The sequence below is a fragment of the Bradyrhizobium vignae genome (assembly GCF_900324035.1).
GTDB classification, from domain to species: Bacteria; Pseudomonadota; Alphaproteobacteria; order Rhizobiales; family Xanthobacteraceae; genus Bradyrhizobium; species Bradyrhizobium vignae.
The window spans coordinates 6,398,510-6,416,079 of the sequence record NZ_LS398110.1; the positions used below are offsets into that span (position 1 = coordinate 6,398,510).

Annotated in this window: 20 protein-coding genes; 8 read left to right on the forward strand and 12 right to left on the reverse strand. The window is 63.4% G+C overall.

Translation table 11 applies throughout. The features are described from left to right. Positions 1-27: 27 nt before the first annotated feature. Positions 28-765, forward strand: a complete 738-nt coding sequence (locus tag BRAD3257_RS31005; RefSeq protein WP_122405042.1) for a metallophosphoesterase family protein — start codon at positions 28-30, stop codon at positions 763-765. Further along, on the forward strand, positions 765-1,463 hold the full coding sequence (locus tag BRAD3257_RS31010; RefSeq protein WP_244607759.1) for a hypothetical protein: 699 nt from the start codon (positions 765-767) through the stop codon (positions 1,461-1,463). The genes BRAD3257_RS31005 and BRAD3257_RS31010 overlap by 1 nt, the downstream gene beginning before the upstream one ends. A 1-nt stretch (position 1,464) precedes the next feature. Here BRAD3257_RS31010 and BRAD3257_RS31015 read toward each other — a convergent pair whose 3' ends face one another. After that, positions 1,465-1,911, reverse strand: a complete 447-nt coding sequence (locus BRAD3257_RS31015) for a hypothetical protein (protein WP_244607760.1) — start codon at positions 1,909-1,911, stop codon at positions 1,465-1,467. 369 nt (positions 1,912-2,280) lie between these two features. Between BRAD3257_RS31015 and BRAD3257_RS31020 the strand changes: the two genes are divergently transcribed. Further along, a complete protein-coding gene (locus BRAD3257_RS31020) occupies positions 2,281-2,658 on the forward strand; it encodes a hypothetical protein (RefSeq protein WP_122405044.1) in 378 nt (125 codons plus the stop codon). A 29-nt stretch (positions 2,659-2,687) separates the two neighbouring features. Here BRAD3257_RS31020 and BRAD3257_RS39405 read toward each other — a convergent pair whose 3' ends face one another. Next, a complete protein-coding gene (locus BRAD3257_RS39405) occupies positions 2,688-2,930 on the reverse strand; it encodes a hypothetical protein (protein ID WP_129145935.1) in 243 nt (80 codons plus the stop codon). Positions 2,931-3,478: 548 nt separating this feature from the next. On the opposite strand from BRAD3257_RS39405, the gene BRAD3257_RS31030 reads away from it, so the two are divergent. Beyond that, positions 3,479-4,666: a hypothetical protein gene (locus BRAD3257_RS31030; RefSeq protein ID WP_122405046.1), complete on the forward strand. Its 1,188-nt coding sequence runs from the start codon at positions 3,479-3,481 to the stop codon at positions 4,664-4,666. 17 nt (positions 4,667-4,683) lie between these two features. On the opposite strand, the gene BRAD3257_RS31035 is transcribed toward BRAD3257_RS31030, so the two are convergent. The 3 genes from BRAD3257_RS31035 to BRAD3257_RS31050 all read right to left on the reverse strand — a co-directional run bounded on the left by BRAD3257_RS31035 (position 4,684) and on the right by BRAD3257_RS31050 (position 6,012). Further along, positions 4,684-4,917 carry a hypothetical protein gene (locus tag BRAD3257_RS31035; protein ID WP_244607761.1) on the reverse strand — a complete coding sequence of 78 codons (234 nt, stop codon included), beginning with the start codon at positions 4,915-4,917 and terminating at the stop codon, positions 4,684-4,686. Positions 4,918-5,263: 346 nt separating this feature from the next. Beyond that, the gene (locus tag BRAD3257_RS31045; RefSeq protein WP_122406856.1) at positions 5,264-5,680 is read right to left on the reverse strand and encodes a hypothetical protein; all 417 of its coding nucleotides are present in this window, start codon (positions 5,678-5,680) and stop codon (positions 5,264-5,266) included. A 41-nt stretch (positions 5,681-5,721) separates the two neighbouring features. Then, positions 5,722-6,012, reverse strand: coding sequence for a hypothetical protein (locus BRAD3257_RS31050; protein WP_122405048.1), 291 nt, complete (start codon positions 6,010-6,012; stop codon positions 5,722-5,724). A 37-nt stretch (positions 6,013-6,049) separates the two neighbouring features. On the opposite strand from BRAD3257_RS31050, the gene BRAD3257_RS39890 reads away from it, so the two are divergent. The 4 genes from BRAD3257_RS39890 to BRAD3257_RS31070 all read left to right on the forward strand — a co-directional run bounded on the left by BRAD3257_RS39890 (position 6,050) and on the right by BRAD3257_RS31070 (position 10,225). Then, on the forward strand, positions 6,050-6,196 hold the full coding sequence (locus tag BRAD3257_RS39890; protein WP_160118884.1) for a hypothetical protein: 147 nt from the start codon (positions 6,050-6,052) through the stop codon (positions 6,194-6,196). 1,073 nt (positions 6,197-7,269) lie between these two features. After that, positions 7,270-7,443 (forward strand): hypothetical protein, encoded by a 174-nt coding sequence (locus BRAD3257_RS40455; RefSeq protein ID WP_164936902.1) that lies wholly within the window; start codon positions 7,270-7,272, stop codon positions 7,441-7,443. A gap of 751 nt (positions 7,444-8,194) precedes the next feature. Further along, on the forward strand, positions 8,195-9,787 hold the full coding sequence (locus BRAD3257_RS31065; RefSeq protein WP_122405051.1) for an EAL domain-containing protein: 1,593 nt from the start codon (positions 8,195-8,197) through the stop codon (positions 9,785-9,787). A 72-nt stretch (positions 9,788-9,859) separates the two neighbouring features. Continuing rightward, positions 9,860-10,225 (forward strand): VanZ family protein, encoded by a 366-nt coding sequence (locus BRAD3257_RS31070; RefSeq protein WP_122405052.1) that lies wholly within the window; start codon positions 9,860-9,862, stop codon positions 10,223-10,225. A gap of 43 nt (positions 10,226-10,268) precedes the next feature. On the opposite strand, the gene BRAD3257_RS31075 is transcribed toward BRAD3257_RS31070, so the two are convergent. The 7 genes from BRAD3257_RS31075 to BRAD3257_RS31105 form a co-directional block, all read right to left on the reverse strand. Beyond that, positions 10,269-10,697 carry a CHRD domain-containing protein gene (locus BRAD3257_RS31075; protein ID WP_122405053.1) on the reverse strand — a complete coding sequence of 143 codons (429 nt, stop codon included), beginning with the start codon at positions 10,695-10,697 and terminating at the stop codon, positions 10,269-10,271. 76 nt (positions 10,698-10,773) lie between these two features. Then, a complete protein-coding gene (locus BRAD3257_RS31080; RefSeq protein ID WP_122405054.1) occupies positions 10,774-11,235 on the reverse strand; it encodes a hypothetical protein in 462 nt (153 codons plus the stop codon). A 150-nt stretch (positions 11,236-11,385) separates the two neighbouring features. After that, positions 11,386-13,113, reverse strand: a complete 1,728-nt coding sequence (locus BRAD3257_RS31085; protein WP_122406857.1) for a coiled-coil domain-containing protein — start codon at positions 13,111-13,113, stop codon at positions 11,386-11,388. Positions 13,114-13,118: 5 nt separating this feature from the next. Then, positions 13,119-14,210 carry a protein-glutamate methylesterase/protein-glutamine glutaminase gene (locus BRAD3257_RS31090; RefSeq protein ID WP_122405055.1) on the reverse strand — a complete coding sequence of 364 codons (1,092 nt, stop codon included), beginning with the start codon at positions 14,208-14,210 and terminating at the stop codon, positions 13,119-13,121. A 16-nt stretch (positions 14,211-14,226) separates the two neighbouring features. After that, positions 14,227-15,081 carry a CheR family methyltransferase gene (locus tag BRAD3257_RS31095; protein ID WP_122405056.1) on the reverse strand — a complete coding sequence of 285 codons (855 nt, stop codon included), beginning with the start codon at positions 15,079-15,081 and terminating at the stop codon, positions 14,227-14,229. Between the two features lie 139 nt (positions 15,082-15,220). After that, positions 15,221-17,020 carry a methyl-accepting chemotaxis protein gene (locus BRAD3257_RS31100; RefSeq protein WP_122405057.1) on the reverse strand — a complete coding sequence of 600 codons (1,800 nt, stop codon included), beginning with the start codon at positions 17,018-17,020 and terminating at the stop codon, positions 15,221-15,223. Positions 17,021-17,081: 61 nt separating this feature from the next. Continuing rightward, positions 17,082-17,570 carry a chemotaxis protein CheW gene (locus tag BRAD3257_RS31105; protein WP_122405058.1) on the reverse strand — a complete coding sequence of 163 codons (489 nt, stop codon included), beginning with the start codon at positions 17,568-17,570 and terminating at the stop codon, positions 17,082-17,084.

Sequence of the window (17,570 nt, forward strand, 5' to 3'; positions counted from 1 at the left end):
GGCGCTAGAAGCGATTCGACCGACCTGATGGGCCTTTCCAGCCGCTTTCGCAAGAAGACCAAGCCTCGGCTTCCCGACGGCGTTCGCGTCTATGCGATCGGCGACGTGCATGGCCGCGCCGATTTGCTTCAATCGCTGTTAACCGTGATCGACGTCGATCTCGCCCGCTCGGCGCCCGAACGCGCCATTCAGGTCTTCCTCGGCGACTATGTCGACCGCGGCCCGGACTCACGCGCTGTTCTTGATCTCTTGATCGAACGCTCGAAATCGCACGAGACGGTTTGTCTGAAGGGCAACCACGAGGTCTTCCTGCTCGAGGTGCTCAAGGACCCCGCCCGCCTGCAGGAGTGGCGCCACTATGGCGGCCTCTTGACGCTGGTCTCCTACGGCATCACGCCGACCATGAATCCGTCCGCGGAGCAGCAGGTCGAGCTGATCGAGGGACTGAAACGCGCGCTGCCGCCGGAGCACTTGGCCTTCCTCCAGCAACTGCCTTCGTCCTTTACCTGCGGCGACTTCTTCTTCGTCCATGCCGGCGTCAAGCCGGGCGTCGCGCTCGATCGCCAGAAGGATGAGGATCTGCTCTGGATCCGCGAGGAATTCCTGAACTCGGAGGAGCGCTTCGGCAAATATATCGTTCACGGTCATACGCCGGTCAGCGCGCCCGATATCCGTCCGAACCGCATCAACATCGACACCGGCGCCTACGCGACCGGAAACTTGACGCTGCTAACGATCCAAGGCGATAGTCTGCTCGCAATTTAATGGTCTGGCCGAACCTCGGCCCCGTCAACTCCTCCATGAACCGCATCAACCTGCTTCGCGTCATCGGCATCTGCACCGCCATCGTGCTGGCGCTTCATGCCTGCATGACGTTCTATGGCGATCTGATCCGACCGAGCTTTCGCGCCAGCGACTTGTTCTCGGGCGAGATCCCGCCCGACAAGGCCAAGCTGGCAACCGCCGGCGGCCTGGCATCTTTCTCATGGGATGGCGATCTGCTGGCGAATTACGCGGCAGCGATGGCCGGTGGCATTCTTCACTTTCCGTCGATCGACGCAGGCGGAAGGGCCAGCGAGAACAAGACGGTCCAAGCCGCGATCATCGCTGCCTTGAAAGTCTCACCGATCCGGCCCGCGCTGTGGCTCACGCTCGGCACGCTGCAGGCGCAGGCCGGCGAGGCGGTCACGCCCGCCGTGAAGATGTCCTACCTGACCGGGGCTGTGCCGATCGACGTTGCCTTCTCTCGTGTCCAGACCGTAACCTCGGGCGCCGCTGCAACCGACGAAGAGGTCAGGCTGCTGGCGCAATCCGACATCCGGTCGGCGCTGGCCAATCGCTCGCGTTACGAGCCCCTGCTGATCGCGGCCTATGTGCAGGCAACTCCGCAAGGCAAGTCGCTGCTGCTCGAGACCACAGAAGTGACCGATCCCAAATTCAACGAGATCTTGCGGCGGTACTAGCTCAGCGCGCCGATTTCGGGTGAACGGGCACGAAGTCCTGATCCCGGCGCGGCTGGTCGGAACGGCCCTGATAGACGAACATGCCCTTCTTGGTCGCGACGATGTCGCCTCGCTGCAGGCTGTCGTCGCGGAGGAGACGTTCGGTCGCGACAAGATCCGGATCTTCCGGAATCGGCTTGTAGAGCTCCGGATGCTCCCGCCGCTCGCGCGAGACCTCCTTGGCCCGCCGCCGCGCCTCCTCGATCCGCTGCCGCCATTCGTCGCGCGAGACTTCCGGCTCGCTTGGTGGAAGATAGTCGTTGACCGACGGCTCCGGCTCGGTCTGAGCAAGGCATGAAAGCGGACAGGCATGGAGGACCAATCCGACAGCGGCGGCCACGGTCGCCTTGACCGGCGCGCGCCCCAGCATCCAGCGATCTGATACGGACTTGCGGCGAGTGGATCGCACTCCAATGACTCCCAAATGGGCCGAGCGGCCGCGAGGCCGCCGCAACTTCAGCTCATGAGGGCGCCAATTGCAATATTTTAAGAGCGCTGGGCGCCGTCCCATCAAAAAGCGAAAAACAACCCCATGCACAGTAGCGGACACCAGTCGAATCAATGGGTTACGCATTTCCCGAAATTCGATTTGATCCGTCGGGCAAAACAGGGCTAGGATGGCATGGTCTGGGAAAGGCCGACCGGATGGATTGGCGCACCCGAGATCCACGTCGCATGATCGGCCTAAGGGCGAACAGCTCCGTTCTAAGACCGTCGTTCTAAGACCGCATTAGGTCATTGCTGCTAACTTCGGCATCCGCTCGTGGAGTTACCGAGAATGCGTGCAAGGCCAGTATTGCTGTTGGGTGTTGCCGTTGCGGCGTCCGCCGTGCCTAGCCTCGCGGCGCACGCCAGTCCCCTCTGCATCAAGGAACGCACGCCGTTCGCCTTGTCGCACGATACGGTGAAATGGACGATGTCGATCGCCCCTGGGGCGGACTGCATCCAGGGCCTGCGTTGGTCGTACATGCAGATCTTCAAGGTATCGGTCGTGAGCGGGCCATCACGGGGACAATTGGCGGTGCTCGGATCGGGCTTCCGCTATTCGGCAGAAAACGAAACGCGCGGCAGCGACAAGTTCACACTGCTGATCTCGGGCAAGAACCGTAACGTTGCAGGGACATCGACAGTGGAGGTCGAGGTCAATCCGCAATAGCCCGCCCTGCATCCTGGTGTTCAGCGCGACTAACGGGGGCTCGAGCCGCTGCCCCGGGTTCTATTCCCGTGATAGGGCCGGGCGTATCCGCCCCTCGTCACGGGCGGCTCGATCCGGCTCGGGATATTCGGCGTCGCGTTAGGGGGCGAGGGCTGCGACGGGTTGACGATGATCACGTTGCGATTGGGCGTCGAGGGGTCATTGACGCCCTGGGCCCAGGCGCCGGCAGCAGGCCCGACAAGCGCGAGTGTGATCAAGACTAATCGTTTCATGCGGGATCTCCCGAGCAAGAACGGCAGGGAGGCGAACAGCGTTCCTTCACGGCGGCATCACGGTTCATTGCGTGACCTCAGCGAGGCACGGGTGACCTCAGCGAGGCACGGGTGACCTCACCGAGGCACAGCGATCAGCTTGCCATCCCTCCAGACCCCTTGGGCCGCCCGCCCGGCAGGAAGGCTCCCCGTCACATTCCGGACAGCGGTAGGCCGCGAGGCAGCCTGGGTGGTCTGCTTCTTCTTCTCGGGAGTCGTCACGATGCTGGAGCTGGTGGTGTTGGCCTGATCCTTGACCCCTTGCGCAGAAGCAGACTGAACCAGGAAGGCCAAGAACATGATTGCTGTCAAAATGCCGCGCATGATCACACACTGGAAGAAGGAGCTAGGCGAAATGTCACAGGTTTCTAACCAAAAGCAAGCTCTTCGAGACGATCGCGTCGGACCCTTGCAGGTCGGATCATCAAAGCGATTCATCGCGGCCGGTGGGATCCGAAGGTGAAAAGCCCTAGCGAAACAGCACCATCCGGGCTAGTTGATCGGCCTTGATGACGGAGCCCGGCGACACAGCAGCCAGCGCCTCGCAGGCGCAAGAGATCCAGGCCGGACTGGTCCGCCTGCTGACGGAGCGGATCCACGAAATCTCCGACGATCCCAGGCAGATGCGGGATGTCGTGTACGAGCTGGCCCGGATCAAGCTCCTGGAACAATTCACCCACACCGATGCGCGGGAAGCGCGAGAGCTCCAGCAAGTCCTCGAGCGCGCCATTCGGGAGGTCGAGCGGACCTTTGAACGAAGCGGAACATCCCCACCGCCAAAGGCCGCTCCCGCGACGCCGGTCAGCGTCTCTGTTCCGGCACCGGCTGCCTCGGCTTCAGCGGCCATTCCAACGGCTGCCGAGACGCCGCGCCATCCTGCCGCACCGCCACGATCGCCCGACCGAGCCAAACGGAGCGGCGCCTTCAATTCTCTGGTTCGATTGAGCCCCATCCTCCTGCTCATCGCGGGCGCCGGGACCGCGGCCATCTATTGGCCACGGCTGAAGACACAACTGACCGCATCGTCGCAGGTGGCGCCGCTGTCCGAGCGTGCGCCGAAAAGTCCGGAGCCTCAGCCGACCGCGATCCCGACTCGCTCGGCAGGCGAGACCATGGAACGAACGGCGGAGAGCACAAAGGATCCGGCGCCAGCTGCGCAACCCTCGATGCCTTTGCCGACGACGTTCGGCGTCTACGCCTTGAGCGAGGGCCAGCTCCATGAACTCAAGCCGGTTCCTGGAAAAATCCCGGACCGGCGCGTCGCGATCTCCGCCGCCATCAACACGCCGAGCGTGACCACATTGCCGGACGGTGACGTCAAGTTCATCGTGTTCAGGCCCGACGGAGGTGTCGATGCAAGCGGGACCGAAGTTCGGGTGGTCGCGAAGGTCTCCCGGGCCATGGGCGTCGATGCCACCGGGAAAGCCGCCATGGTCAGCGCCGGCGATTCCTGGGTCATCCGCAGCATGTCCTACCCCTACAAGGTAGGTCCGATCGAAGATCAGTCGAGAATGCTATTGCTGCAGCCGGAGCAAGACGGTTTTGCGCTTGCGCCGGGCCGCTACATCGTCGTCGTCAAGGGCATGGGCTACGACTTCACCGTGGCTGGAACGATCACTGATCCCAATCAATGCGTCGAACGCATCAACGCGACCAACGGCGCGTTCTACTCGCCCTGCCCGCCGCCGCGAAGATAACGCTGCGTCCCCGTTTCCTATTTGGCCGGCTTGTTGTCCTTTGGCGCATCCGCCGGCATGTCGTCGACCTTGCCGTTGCTGGCGACGCACTTTTGGAAGTATTCGCGCCGATCCTTGGCCGTTCCCTTGGCGCTCCCGGCCGCGGGGTTGCCGATTTGTCTGGGCGGAAAGGCCTTGGCGACCGCGGCATCGCATGCGCGCGCCACTTCGGCAGTGATGGCCGAAGCCGTCGCCGGCGCGACCAGCGTCAAGGCACCTGCCAATCCAACCAACGTCCGCAAATTCTTGACCGGCACCGCTTCGCTCCTTCAGTCCGTGAATGCTTGCCGGAACCATACCAAAAAGCAACGAAGCGCCAAACGGCAAAGCGATGCCGAGTTGTCACGCGGTCTGCCTGCAACGGCTATCGCAAGACTCGGCGGCGGCCTCAGCGCACGCCTCGTCCTTCGAGACGGCGCGTACGCGCTTCTCAGGATGAGGCTAATCGACGTCAGAGCCTATTGAAACTGCTGCCGCGCACGCCGTCCCTCATCCTGTGAGGAGACCGCGAAGCGGTCGTCTCGAAGGATGGCCGCAAAGCGCGCACCGAGGTCCCAACTAGCTGTTGAGCTGCGGCGGCTTGAAGTCCGGGAAACGGGTGAGCATTGCGGTCTTGACGAACTTCAAGTGGGCAATGGTGCTGGCCAATTCCTTGAGCCGTCGCTGGCCGTTCGAGATGTCGGCTGCAAAGAGGTCCTGATGATAATTATCGAGCGCCTCGCGCTCGAGATATTCGTCGGTGCCGTTTCCGAAGGTGACGGATGCACGCGCAAGGGCATCGTCAACACGCCGGTTGAGCCCGACCTGTTCCCTCTCCGCCTCTTGCAACGCTGTTTCGATCGCCGCCAGGACGGCACCGATCCGCACGCGGTCGGTCTCGGCATCACGCTCGACGGAGCGGGCTTTGAAGCCTTTGTCCTCGCGGCGGGAGCCGAGAAGATTGTGTGCGCGCGCTCTCAGGAACAGCTGAAACATCTGGGCCATCCCACATTCGAGATTCAGACGGCTACCATCGGTCAGACATAGTTAACAAAGCTTAAATCCTGCGCTCGCCCTGCCTGGCTTTGTACGATCCACGCCCGCCAAGCTCCTTCGTGCTTGGCATAGAGCTCGCGCCAGCGAATTTCGTGCCTGGCAGCGGCGCCTTCGCGCACGCAGATCCCGGATGCGAGCTGCACTGTCTCGTCCGGTGCAAGATCGAGCGCCTCGAACTCTGCCGTCTCTTCCGCAGACAGGCCGATCAGAACACGATGTCCTTGGGCGTCCACGAAATATCTGCGGGGCGCGTTGTGCCTTTGATCAATCATTCGAATGGCCCTCGTTCAGGATCCAAGGACCCGGAAGATGTTTCAGCCGCCGATCAAAGCTACGAACAAACGCGATCGAAATAAGGATGCAAATCGCGCCAGCAACGCAATCAAATACGCCATTCACGCTACCTATGCGCGTCGCGAAAAATATCGAAGCAGCCAAATTCTCGCCATGAACTGATACGTTTTAGGTTGCCTTTCCGAAGCTCTCAAGGACCGCACCATGTTAACCTAACTGCACATGGTTATCCGATCTTTCGGCAAGGCAAGATCAACCCCAGCCGACACCGCGGCCATGGCTCTGCCATCACGATGGATGCTCATTTTGCCTGACGCCCATCGATGCCGGCGTGTAGGGCGCATAGAGACGATATCGGGCTGATCGCTTGCGCGAGCGCCACGCCCGCACACCATAGCCACAGCAAAAGCCGGCTGCAAAAATCGAAATCAAAACCAGAACTGCAAGCATTTGGAATGTTCCCAATTTTCGGAACGCACCTCCCGGTACATTTCAACGTGATGCTGTAACGAGTTCAAGATCAGCGGCGCTGAAACTTTTGTCAGACGAACATGAAGTTTGTGCAACGTGATGCTCGAAGCTCGGTCGTCATGACGGGGTTATGCATTTGATGGCTTTTCCCTGCGGCCATCCTTCGAGACGCCCGCCTTAGGGGGCTCCTTATTGAGTCAGGCTCTCAGGATGAGGACGGAGTGCGCGGCAGCAGCTTCAACGGGTACTGACGCCGATTAGCCTCATCCTGAGGCGGCGCGGAAGCGCCGTCCCGAAGGACGAGGCGTGCGCGCAGGCTGCCGTCGCGAGCCGTATGCGATAGCCCCTGCAGAAGATGACGCAATCTCTCATTGTTCGAGAGCAGTATCCAGCGGGCGATGTTAACCCCTGTTCATTTCGACAAGCAGCCTCAAACGAAGCGGCTGAACGCGCTGTGGTCGGGCACAGCTGCGATCTGCACGCCAATGTCTCCGGCACGTTCTCGAACACGTCTGGCAGCCATCGCGGGTGACACCGCTGACGAAAACACCCGTGATTATACGGAGCGTCATGCACCAACTTCAGCGCGGTAAGGTTGAGAGGTTAGCTTAATCCCCGTTGTTTGTTGCGAACCCTCGCGCTTTGCTTATCCATCTTCCGCACCGGGCTCCCCCAAGCCCGGCCCCACCCAAGCAAAGCCGTCGAGCGAACATGGGTCCGCTTGGCGGCTTTGTCGTTGTGTCGACGAGAGGATCATTTCGGTTATGGCGCGCAGGCCCTGGTCGTTCAAGGAAGATCGCCGGCTCATGGAGTTGGCCAAGTCTTCAGCCTCGTTGGAGCAAGCGGCGAAAGCTCTCGGGCGCTCGCCCGATGCGATCAAGCGCATGGCGTTGCGCCTTGGTCTTTCGTTGAAGTCGAAGGCGGCTAAGAAAACCTGATTGCGAATACGGCCGCGCTCGCCGCAGGCGGCGCAGTCTGCACGGCTTCCCTTCGGCGACCCTCGGCGGGACGGAACCAAATCAACCTTCGGATGTTGGTCCCGATCTCGCAGCGAGGTCTGGCGGTGCTCCACTTTGCCATTTCCGCAATCTTGGTTTGGCTGGCGATCAACATCGCCTTCGTGCTGCTCCGGTTGCGGACGATTCGCCATTCCGCCGCGCACCGCATTGACGGGTCTAACCGGTCCTATCCTGAGCTCATTCCCGTCCGCCAGCGCCCCGGGCAGTGAGCATCGATTGAGCGTCCTGCCCGGCGGCCTGGCCTGCCCAACTAGTTGTGCGTCCTCTTCTGGGAGCCCATCCCCGGGCTGGTGCCGTAGTTCGGCGTCCCCGTTCCTTTGAACGCACCCCCCATGCTGTCCGAACCGGAGTTGGTGCCCGTGCCGCTGCGCGTCGCGGAAGTCGGCTGCGTGCCCGATGGCGTGTCTTTGGTTCCCTGCGCCGAAGCCACAGAGATCCCGATGGCTAGCGCCAGGAGGAGGCTTAACGTCCTGATCATACTGCTCAACTTTCCATGCTCGTTTCTATCCGGGCCGCCGGACCATTGGTCAGGCCATCCTCGGGTCGGCCGTCCGGCCGGTCTCTCCGTTAAACCCTATCTTAGCCCTTGCTGGCTAGGATCAATCGCCAAGCCTTGGCCGAATTCAAGCCTTGCCCGAATTCAAGCCTCGCCTGATTTCACCCGAGCCGGATGCGATTGCTGCGACCAACCTTTCCGTTTGCGGCGCTCGTGCTTGCGAGCACGATGGCGTTCGCCTTGGCGGGTCATTTCGCCGCTGAGGCCGTCATTCGCCGCCAGCAGGCGCATCAGCTCGACGAGCTGACCGAGGTCGTTCTGCGCCGGTCGGAATTTGCGGTCGATTTTGCCGCGGCCAGCTTGGACGAGCTCGCAAGGCGCAAGCTAGTCAGCTGCGAGCCGGGCGCACTGCAAGCCATCCGCCTGCACGTCTATCAGCGCTCGGCGATCAAGGACGTCCGGCTCGTCAAGCCGGATGGCTCCGTGATCTGCTCGGCCTATTCCGAGACGCTCGAATTCGACAAGGGATGGGTCGATCGTCGCGACATGCTGCCTTCGCGCGACAAGGCGCTTTCGCTGTTTCGCGTGGAGCAGTTCGGGGGCGCCGCCTTGGGCGTGCTCAGGGACATCGATGGCAGCTCCGCGCTCGTCGCCATTGTCGGCATCAACGCCAGCCTGTTCGACATCATGCCCGCCGAGCTGCGCGCACGCAGCGACGTGATCCTCGCCTTGGGCAATGGCGAGAAGCTCGGCAAATTCCAGAGCGACGCCGGTAAGTCCTTGCTGGAGCCGATCAGCTTCGAGCGGAATTCCGTTCGCTTCCCGCTTCATGCCACGATCCAGCTCGAGCGCGCGGTGCTTGCGAGCTGGAATAACGAGGCATATTGGCCCACAGTCGCGGTGGCCCTCGGACTTGGCGCAATCTTTGGCATCCTGTTGGCACGCAGCCGCCGCATGGAGGAGCCTGTCGCCGATCTCGATCGGGCGCTGGCAGCCGGCGAGTTCAAGCCATATTACCAACCGATCTTCGACCTGCGGACAGGTCAGATCAAGGGCTGCGAGATTCTGGCGCGTTGGCTGCGCCGAGACGGCTCGGTCGTTCCGCCGATGAACTTCATTCCGCTCGCCGAATCCAGTGGGCGCATCCAGGCGATGACGTGGCATCTGCTGGGATCGGCGCTGACCGAACTGAAGCCGTTGCTGAAGACAGACAAGAATTTCAAGCTGTCCCTGAATGTCGTACCCAATCACCTCCTGAGTGCGGGCTTCGTCGAAACGCTGCGCCGCACGGTCCTGGCGGCGCGTGTCTCCGCGCGCCAGATCGTGGTCGAGATCACCGAGCGCGACGAGCTCGACGATCTCGCGCGCGCCGCGGCGGTCGTTGCCGAGCTGCGGGACCACGGCTTCCGCGTCGCCATCGACGACGTCGGCGTCGGCCATAGCGGACTGTCCCGGCTGAAGGGCCTCGGCGCCGACACGATCAAGATCGACAAGTTCTTCGTCGACACGATCACCGTGGACGCATCGACGACGGCGATCGTGGAAATGCTGGTGGCGCTCGCGAAGGACCTCAATATGACCGTGGTCGCGGAGGGCATCGAGACGGAGGAGCAGCTCCGTGCATTGATCGCGTCCGGCGTCGAGGAGGGCCAGGGTTATCTCGTTGCGCCGCCCCTGCCCTCCGCCCGCTTCAATGAGCTCGTGGTATCGCGCCGCGTGACGCGGTCAGGCGCGGCGGTCTCCGGCGACACGGTTTTGGTGGCCTGATCCCGACGCGGGCCTTTAACGATATTTTCGGCTTTCGAACCAGACCGGCAACCAACCGGCTATGCTGGCGCCATGCGCAGAAACCACGTCATTGCAGCCGCGAGCATCTGCCTTGCCCTGATCGTCTACGCCACGCTGGCGAAACTGTCGGGAAGGCCGGCGCTCATGGGGCATCACGAGGCGTACTGGGTCGTCGTGATCGAGCGCTTCAGCGCCTATGGACTGCTCGGTTTTCTGCTTTCCTTCCTGCTGCCCGGACGAATCGGTTTGGCTTGCTCGCTCGTCATCGCGGTCGCAATGGGACTGGAGCTGATGCAAGCGTTCATCCCCGACCGGGATCCGGGCTTCCTCGACGTTTTGCAGAAGGCGGCAGGAGGCACTGTGGGCGTCATGCTCGCCCAGATGATCCTGGCGTTCCTTCCGAGACCCCCGTCCTGAGGCGGCCCGCATCTCCTTGGGAGATGACCGGCGGACCGCGCTTTTACTTCATCATCTGACCGCGCAACTCACCGCCCGGATTCGCGGCCGTGTGGATGTTCGCGTACCATTTGCCTTCCAGCAGATCTGCCGCCTGCGCGTCGGTGAGCGTGGCATGGCCTTGGATCGGGCTTTGCACCGTCTTGAACGGCAGGACGATGCCGGCATTCTTGCCGGCCTCGCCGGGACCGTGAAAATGCGCCCCCATCGCCGGCCCCGTGAGCCCGGTATAGGTGACAACGTAAGTCAGAACTCTGGTTTCAGTGTCGTAGCTCGCCTCGGCCTTGCCCGACCCGGTCGAGCCGTTCGGAGGCACTTCATTGCTTCCCTTGAGCTCGGCTTGCAGCTTCACGACTTCCGCGTTTGCCGTTCCGCTCGCCGCAATGATGCCTCCGACGAGCGCAAGTGTCCCCAACAGTGCCACTTTGCTCATGCACTCCTCCCGCACACTCCGCTCCCTATCGTGATCGAAACACCGACCGCAACCGGAAAATTCCGTCATGGAGGGATTATTGCCGATTTGGCTTTTGGTTGGGCGAGCCCGCCTTGAACGGAGGCCGCGGTCGGGAACGGCCGTCGAGTCCCTTGGGCAGCTTGTCGGCATTGAGCTTTACGACCGCGCTCCGGGCGTCGGCAGCCGGCGCGACTTCCTGGCTGTAGATCAGGGTCGCTTCGAACCTCACGTCGGGCGCTTGGCGAGCCGTGCCCGAACAGGTCGCCATCGCACCGCTATACACGCCGGAGAGCTCGACCTCGACTTCGTCGAACCCGAACACCGTCGGCGGTCCGTCGGCATGTCGCCGTGTGGTCAGAACGGCCGTGAAACGCTGGTCGTCGTCGAACCGATAGGAGCCGCCATAGGTGAAGAAGCTGTCACTGCCCGAGATCCGACCCTGGGCCAGATGCACGATACCAGTGCCTTGTGCTTGCGCGGTTCTGAACCACGCCGCGTATTTGCCCTCTTTCAGCATGGAAACGTCCACCCATGAATTCCATGCGTATTTGCAACGAACCGTGAGGGCGCGACAATGACCGTCGCGGCGAGCATTCCGCCACGGTTAACGCCCTGCAAAGTCAATCCGTCAAATTTCCGCGGGCGCGAGGCGACGCCCACGGCAGCATCAAAACAATTCGATGCCGTCGTCCGCGCTCTCGATCGCCTCGACCCGGCGCGTGGTCGCGATCGACGCCAGCCCGAGCGTCTGCAGAAATTCCCGGTGGACGTGCCGCTCGCGCTCCATCGTGTAGCGCGCGAACAGCTGGTCGAGCATCGCTTGGTCCTGCGCTTGCGGCCGCGGCTTCTGCGCGCCAGCGCTTGCGGCTTCGAGCCGCGCTGCGACCGCGGGCAATGCCGCGGAGGCCTCGCCAAGCGTGGTCATCAGGCCTTGCGCCGAATTCATGAGCTCCTCGAATTCCGCACCTTCATTGACCAGCCGGCTCATCACCTTGCCGAGCCGTTCATTGCCGGCCTCGACCTCGCGCAGCGCCTGGAGAATCTGCGGTTCGAGCTTGGCGAGCTGGGTGGGATCGCCCTGCACGCGGAGCTCCTTCAGGTCCCTGGCCGAGCGCTCGATGCCGTCGAGCACGGGCCTCAGAGGCCCCGCCCCCGCCGAGACCTGGTCGGCGGTGGCCTTCAGCTCGTTGGCAATGACGACGAAAGCGCTGCCGCGGCTGCCGAGATGGCTTGCCTTGAGGCCCGCATTCATTCCGATCAGCGTGATGTCGACAGTCGCCTCGGCCAGCCCGGCGATGGCGTGGCGGAATTTCGTCAGCGTCTCCTCGACGATCGCGAGCGCCTCGTCCACCGAGCGGCCGGCGCCCTCGCAGGTGGCGATCAGGGTCGAGGCGTGCGCCAGCGTCTGCTTGATGCGCGCCAGGAACGATGACGACCCGCCCTCCTCGCCGCCGAACAGCGTGCGGCCCCGGCCGACGACACTGCCCGCATCGCGCAGGATTGCGGTCAGCGCGTGAACGATCTGGCCGATGTCGCCGCCGAACTCGCGTTGGGCATCTCTGAGCTGGGCCGCCTGCAATTGACAAATGGTGCGCACCCCGTCGTCGCTCGCGACGGGTTCGGGAACGAGGCTCGGGGTGGATCCCGAGGCGAGCGTGAGGCCATCGGAGACGTGCTCGAGACGCTGACGCGTGCTGTCGCCGGCCTGCAAGGAGATGATCGCACTGCCGACCGCCTCGGCGATCTTCCTCGTGCTGGCGCTCGCAAGATCGGCGAGATGGCTGCTGTTGCTGCGCTGATCGCGCAACCCGGAATAGGCGGACGCGAGCTCGACGCTCTCCGCCGCCAGCTGATTGCGGTAGCGGCTCTCGAACTCCTTCTGCCGGCCGAATGCGGTGGCGACCGCCTCGGACAGGCGCTGCTGATCCCGCGCGCAGCCCTCGATCGCGCCCTGGACGGCCTTGCCGAGATCGTAGGCCTCTTGCGTGAAGGCGAGAAAGCCCTCGCGGTCGCCGTCGAGCGAGGCCGCCTCGATCCGCGCGCTGCGCGCGATGATGGTGATCATCTGGATGTGCTTGAACAGCGGCTTGAGCAGCGAAGACGCCTCCGCCGTGCTCGTGCCGATGGTCTCCAGCAGCGCGGCCTCGGCCGGCAGCGCCTGCGCCAGGTCGTTGAGCCGCGCGGCGATCTCCTGGAGCGCCGATGCAGCGCCTTCGATCTCGGCGCCGGAGAGCTCACCGGAAAGCGCCGCGAGACCCTGGTTCAGCTCCTTGAAGATGAGATGCCCGCGTCCCAGCTCGTTGCCGACGCGCGCGAACACGGCCTCGATTCGCGAGGAGACGTCCTCGATCCCGGCGATGGCCTCGGTGAGCATATTGGCTGGAATGAGCGACATTGCCATCAGCCCGCCACCGCTGGATGCCCGGCCTGATACCAGAGCATGATCTCGCGCGGGATGTGGTGCAGCGAAACGACCTTCTCGACGCCGCCATGGGCGATGGCTTCCTTGGGCATGCCGAACACCACGCAGCTCTCTTCGTCCTGCGCCCGCGTCGCGGCGCCGAGCTTGCGCATCTCCAGCATGCCGCGCGCACCGTCATCGCCCATGCCGGTCATGATCACGCCGAGTGCGTTGGCGCCGGCATGCTGGGCGGCCGAGCGGAACAACACGTCCACCGACGGACGATGCCGGGACACCGGCGGTCCGTCCTTGATCGCGATCTGGTAGCGCAGACCGATGCGCTGGAGCAGCATGTGGCGGGCGCCCGGCGCGATATAGGCACAACCCGGCAGCACCGGCTCACCGTCCTCGGCCTCCTTGACCCGGATCTGGCAGACGCTGTCGAGACGCCTGGCAAAGGCCGCGGTAAAGCCTGCCGGCATGTGCTGGACGATAACGATCGGCGGACAGTGGGCCGGCAGCATCTCGAGGACGTCGTTGAGGGCTTCGGTGCCGCCCGTCGAGGCGCCGATGCAAACGATGCGCTCGGTGGTCGGCCGGACCTTGCCCTGTACCGGCGGCGGGATGATGGCATCGGCAGTCAGCTTCTTCTCGATCTCCCGACGCTCCGCGCGCGGACGCACCCGGGCGCGGGCGGCCGATTTCACGGCCTCGCGCAACCGCGTGGAGCATTCGAGCAGCGCCTGCCGCGTGTCGATCTTCGGCTTCGGCACGATGTCGACCGCACCCGCCTCGAACGCCTCGAACATCACGTTGGAGCCCTCCTCGGTGAGCGAGGAGCAGATGATCACCGGGATCGGACGTTGCGCCATGATCTTGCGCAGGAACGTCATGCCGTCCATGCGCGGCATTTCGAGGTCGAGAATGATGACATCGGGCAACTCCTTCTCGAGCCGGCGCGCCGCGGCGAAAGGATCGGAGGCGGTCGCCATCACCTCGATATCAGGGTCTTCGGAAAGGATCGTCTGCAGGATTTGGCGCACCGACGCCGAATCGTCCACGATCAGCACGCGAACTTTCCCCCTCGGCATCGTGGTTGCGCTCCGGCTAGACCTGGAAGATGGTTGGCTGAACCTGCTTCAGCCCAGGCACGGTACTGTGAATCATCGATTCCGAATGCCCGACCAGCAGGTAGCCGCCCGGACGCAAATGGCCGCACAATTGCTCGACCACCTTGCGCTGGGTCTCGCGCTCGAAATAGATCAGGACGTTGCGGCAGAAGATGATATCGACGTCGCGATCGACGGGATAGGACTTGTCCATGAGGTTCATCCTCATGAAGTGTGTCATGCGCCGTAACTCGGGCACGATCCGCACTTCGCCGCGCGACCTGTCCCGCGACGACGAGAAATATCGTTTTGCGAATGGCTCCGGCACCGGGGCGAGCACATCGCGGGTGTAGATCGCCGTCCTGGCGAGGCGCAGCACCGCGGTCGAGATGTCGGTGCCGAGGATGCGGTACTGGAAGCGCGAGCCGTTCCGCGTCATGTCGTCCAGCACCATGGCGGTCGTGTAGGCTTCCATGCCGGTGGAGCTCGCGGAGCTCCAGATCTTCAGGTTCGCATTCTTCCGTCCATGCGACTTGAGCAGAGCAGGGACCGCGACGTCCCTCATGAAGGTGAAGTGCTGCGGCTCGCGGAAAAAATCGGTCTTGTTGGTCGTCACCACGTCGATGAGATGAGTAAGCTCGGTCTCGAACAGATCCGCCTCGAACAGGTTCTCGACATATTCATTGAGACCGGCGAAGTTCAGCGCGCGCACGCGCTTGTGCAGCCGCCCCTCCAGCATCAGCCGCTTGCCCTGCGGCAGCTTGATGCCGACCTGGCTCTCGATCAATTCGGCGATGGTCCGGAAGTGGCGGTCGGACAGATGCACGGCCGTATCCGGCATGGCGGGCATCATGGATGACGACCCTGCTTCGTAACGGCCGCCTGCACTGAATGTCGGGTCATCCTGGCCATGTTGAATCCCACGTGTTCACGTCACCGCTGAAGGCGGACGGGTCACCGAACGGACCGGTCCGCAGGAGCCTCGCGGGGGCCTAGCGCTGGAAATCGGCGTCGCGGTCGTCCTCGCCGTCATTCATGTCGAAAGTGAAGCCGCCGCCGGCGACCTTTGCGGCGCGTACCGGCTTGGCCTGCGGCTTCTTGGCCGGTCGTTCAGCCGCCGCCATGGAGGCCGCCTTGGCCCGCAGCTGGCTGACCGCCCGGTCGATCGGCGCGGGCGCCTGGCTCTTTGCGCCCTGTTCGATGCGGAAATAGGCGATGGTGGACTGCAGCTGTTCGGCCTGCGAGGCGAGCTCCTCCGAGGTCGAGGACACCTGCTCGGAGGCGCTGGCGTTCTGCTGGCCGACCTTGTCGAGCTGCTGGATCGCCTGGTTGATCTGTGCCGAACCGACGTCCTGCTCGCGGCAGGCCGCAGTGATCTCCTCGACCAGCTCGGCCGTCTTCTTGATGTCAGGAACGAGCTTGGCGAGCATCGAGCCCGCCTCCTGCGCCACCTTGACGGTGTCGGCCGAGAGCGTGCCGATCTCGGCGGCGGCCGCCTGGCTGCGCTCGGCGAGCTTGCGCACCTCGGAGGCGACCACCGCAAAGCCCTTGCCGTGCTCGCCGGCGCGCGCGGCCTCGACCGCCGCGTTGAGCGCGAGCAGGTCGGTCTGGCGCGCAATCTCCTGCACGATCGTGATCTTCTCGGCGATGGTCTGCATCGCGTTGACGGCGCGGCCCACGGCGGCGCCGCTGGCCTCGGCGTCCTTGGCGGACTGCGCGGCGATCTTCTCGGTCTGGTTGGCGTTGTCGGCGTTCTGCTTCACGTTCGAGGCCATCTCCTCCATCGATGAAGAAGCTTCCTCGGCGGACGAGGCCTGTTCGGCTGCGCCCTGCGAGAGCTGCTCGGCGCTCGCGGAGAGCTCCTGGCTGCCGGCAGAGACGTTCTGCGCCGCCGTCAGCGCCTCCGATACGATCTGCCGGAGCTTCTCCACCATGCGTTCGAGCGCGAGGCCGAGCGTGTCCTTGTCCGACAGCGGCTTGGCTTCGATCGTGAGATTGCCTCGTGCGATCTCGTTGGCGACCGCCGCGGTGGCATTCAGATTCACCGTCATCGCGTTCAGCGACTTGATGAGATCACCGATCTCGTCGTCGCTGGAGGATTCGATCTTTTGGCTGAGATCGCCGATCGCCACCGCATCGGCAAGGCCGACGGCCTGCCCCAGCGACCGGCTGATGTTGAGTGCGATCAAGACGGCGGCCACCGCCGCGATCAGGAGCGAAGCGATGACCAGGATCATCAACAGCAGCTCGGCGCGCGAGCCATCCTGCCTGGCCTGCTCGACCTGCTCGGCCATGTTCTTCTTGACGTTGTTGATGTAGGCATTGGCCGCTTCGAGCGCATCGGCGACGACCTTGCGGCCGTCATGCATCGAGCGGTCCATCGCCCTGGCCTTGTCGGTCTTCGCCAGCCTGACCGTTTCGTCCTGGTAAGCGTTCATCCTGCCATAGGCGGCGGAGAAGCCATCCATCAGCTTCTTGCCGCCTTCGCTGGCGGCTGCATAGATCTCGTCCTTGGACTTTGCGAGCTGTTCGCGGGTCTTGGCGAGGTCGGCGACGAATTGATCGTATTCGGCGTCCGATGCGAGGATCGAGTTCTTCTCCGCGCGAAGCTGGAGCAGGATGCCTTCCTTGAGCTCGGACGCCTTTTCCATGCGATTCGCGCGAGCGACCAGAGCCTCGGTGGTGCCGACCATATCGGACAGCTTCATGTAACCGACCCCGCCGGCGATCATGGACAGCAGGATGACCACACCGAATGCGCTGGCCAGCTTGGCTTTGACGGTGAATCTCATCTCAATCCCTTTTGGTTCGAATGGAGCTGCGTACGCTCGATAACGCCTAAACCGAACAAACTCAGGCGGCGCGGGACGCGTCCACGGCAGTATCGCGCCCGTCCGGGAACTCGTCCTTCGCCATCAGTTTGGCGAGATCAAAGATGATGACAAACTTTTCGCCCTTGCGCCCGATACCGGCCGCATAGTCAGACTGCCATTTGCCGCCGACCTCCGGCACGGGCTCGATCGCCTGTTCGTCGATGTCGGTGACCTCGAACACGCAATCCGCGACGAAGCCGACGCCGACCAGGCGGTCCTTCATCGGCACGTCGAGGATGATGATGCGCGTCGCCTCGGTGGCCGAGACGCTTGGCAAGCCGAGCTTGGTCCTGAGATCGACGATCGGATAGCCGCTGCCGCGCACGTCGATCATGCCCAGCAGGAAGCTCGGCGCATGCGGCAGCCGCGAGATCGGCCGCATATCCAGGATCTCCCGGACGTTGCGAATGCTGATGCCGAACGTCTCGCCGGCGAGACCGAGCGTCAGGTATTGCGAGGTTGCGGCCAT

Coding starts and splice junctions, on each gene's coding strand:
- BRAD3257_RS31030 (WP_122405046.1), top strand. CDS start 3,479: ATGACGGAGCCCGGCGACACAGCAGCCAGCGCCTCGCAGGCGCAAGAG.
- BRAD3257_RS31045 (WP_122406856.1), bottom strand. CDS start 5,680: ATGTTTCAGCTGTTCCTGAGAGCGCGCGCACACAATCTTCTCGGCTCC.
- BRAD3257_RS31065 (WP_122405051.1), top strand. CDS start 8,195: ATGCGATTGCTGCGACCAACCTTTCCGTTTGCGGCGCTCGTGCTTGCG.
- BRAD3257_RS31020 (WP_122405044.1), top strand. CDS start 2,281: ATGCGTGCAAGGCCAGTATTGCTGTTGGGTGTTGCCGTTGCGGCGTCC.
- BRAD3257_RS31100 (WP_122405057.1), bottom strand. CDS start 17,020: ATGAGATTCACCGTCAAAGCCAAGCTGGCCAGCGCATTCGGTGTGGTC.
- BRAD3257_RS31005 (WP_122405042.1), top strand. CDS start 28: ATGGGCCTTTCCAGCCGCTTTCGCAAGAAGACCAAGCCTCGGCTTCCC.
- BRAD3257_RS31050 (WP_122405048.1), bottom strand. CDS start 6,012: ATGATTGATCAAAGGCACAACGCGCCCCGCAGATATTTCGTGGACGCC.
- BRAD3257_RS39405 (WP_129145935.1), bottom strand. CDS start 2,930: ATGAAACGATTAGTCTTGATCACACTCGCGCTTGTCGGGCCTGCTGCC.
- BRAD3257_RS31010 (WP_244607759.1), top strand. CDS start 765: ATGGTCTGGCCGAACCTCGGCCCCGTCAACTCCTCCATGAACCGCATC.
- BRAD3257_RS31075 (WP_122405053.1), bottom strand. CDS start 10,697: ATGAGCAAAGTGGCACTGTTGGGGACACTTGCGCTCGTCGGAGGCATC.
- BRAD3257_RS40455 (WP_164936902.1), top strand. CDS start 7,270: ATGGCGCGCAGGCCCTGGTCGTTCAAGGAAGATCGCCGGCTCATGGAG.
- BRAD3257_RS31070 (WP_122405052.1), top strand. CDS start 9,860: ATGCGCAGAAACCACGTCATTGCAGCCGCGAGCATCTGCCTTGCCCTG.
- BRAD3257_RS31085 (WP_122406857.1), bottom strand. CDS start 13,113: ATGTCGCTCATTCCAGCCAATATGCTCACCGAGGCCATCGCCGGGATC.
- BRAD3257_RS31080 (WP_122405054.1), bottom strand. CDS start 11,235: ATGCTGAAAGAGGGCAAATACGCGGCGTGGTTCAGAACCGCGCAAGCA.
- BRAD3257_RS31090 (WP_122405055.1), bottom strand. CDS start 14,210: ATGCCGAGGGGGAAAGTTCGCGTGCTGATCGTGGACGATTCGGCGTCG.
- BRAD3257_RS31105 (WP_122405058.1), bottom strand. CDS start 17,570: ATGGCCGCAACCTCGCAATACCTGACGCTCGGTCTCGCCGGCGAGACG.
- BRAD3257_RS39890 (WP_160118884.1), top strand. CDS start 6,050: ATGTTTCAGCCGCCGATCAAAGCTACGAACAAACGCGATCGAAATAAG.
- BRAD3257_RS31095 (WP_122405056.1), bottom strand. CDS start 15,081: ATGATGCCCGCCATGCCGGATACGGCCGTGCATCTGTCCGACCGCCAC.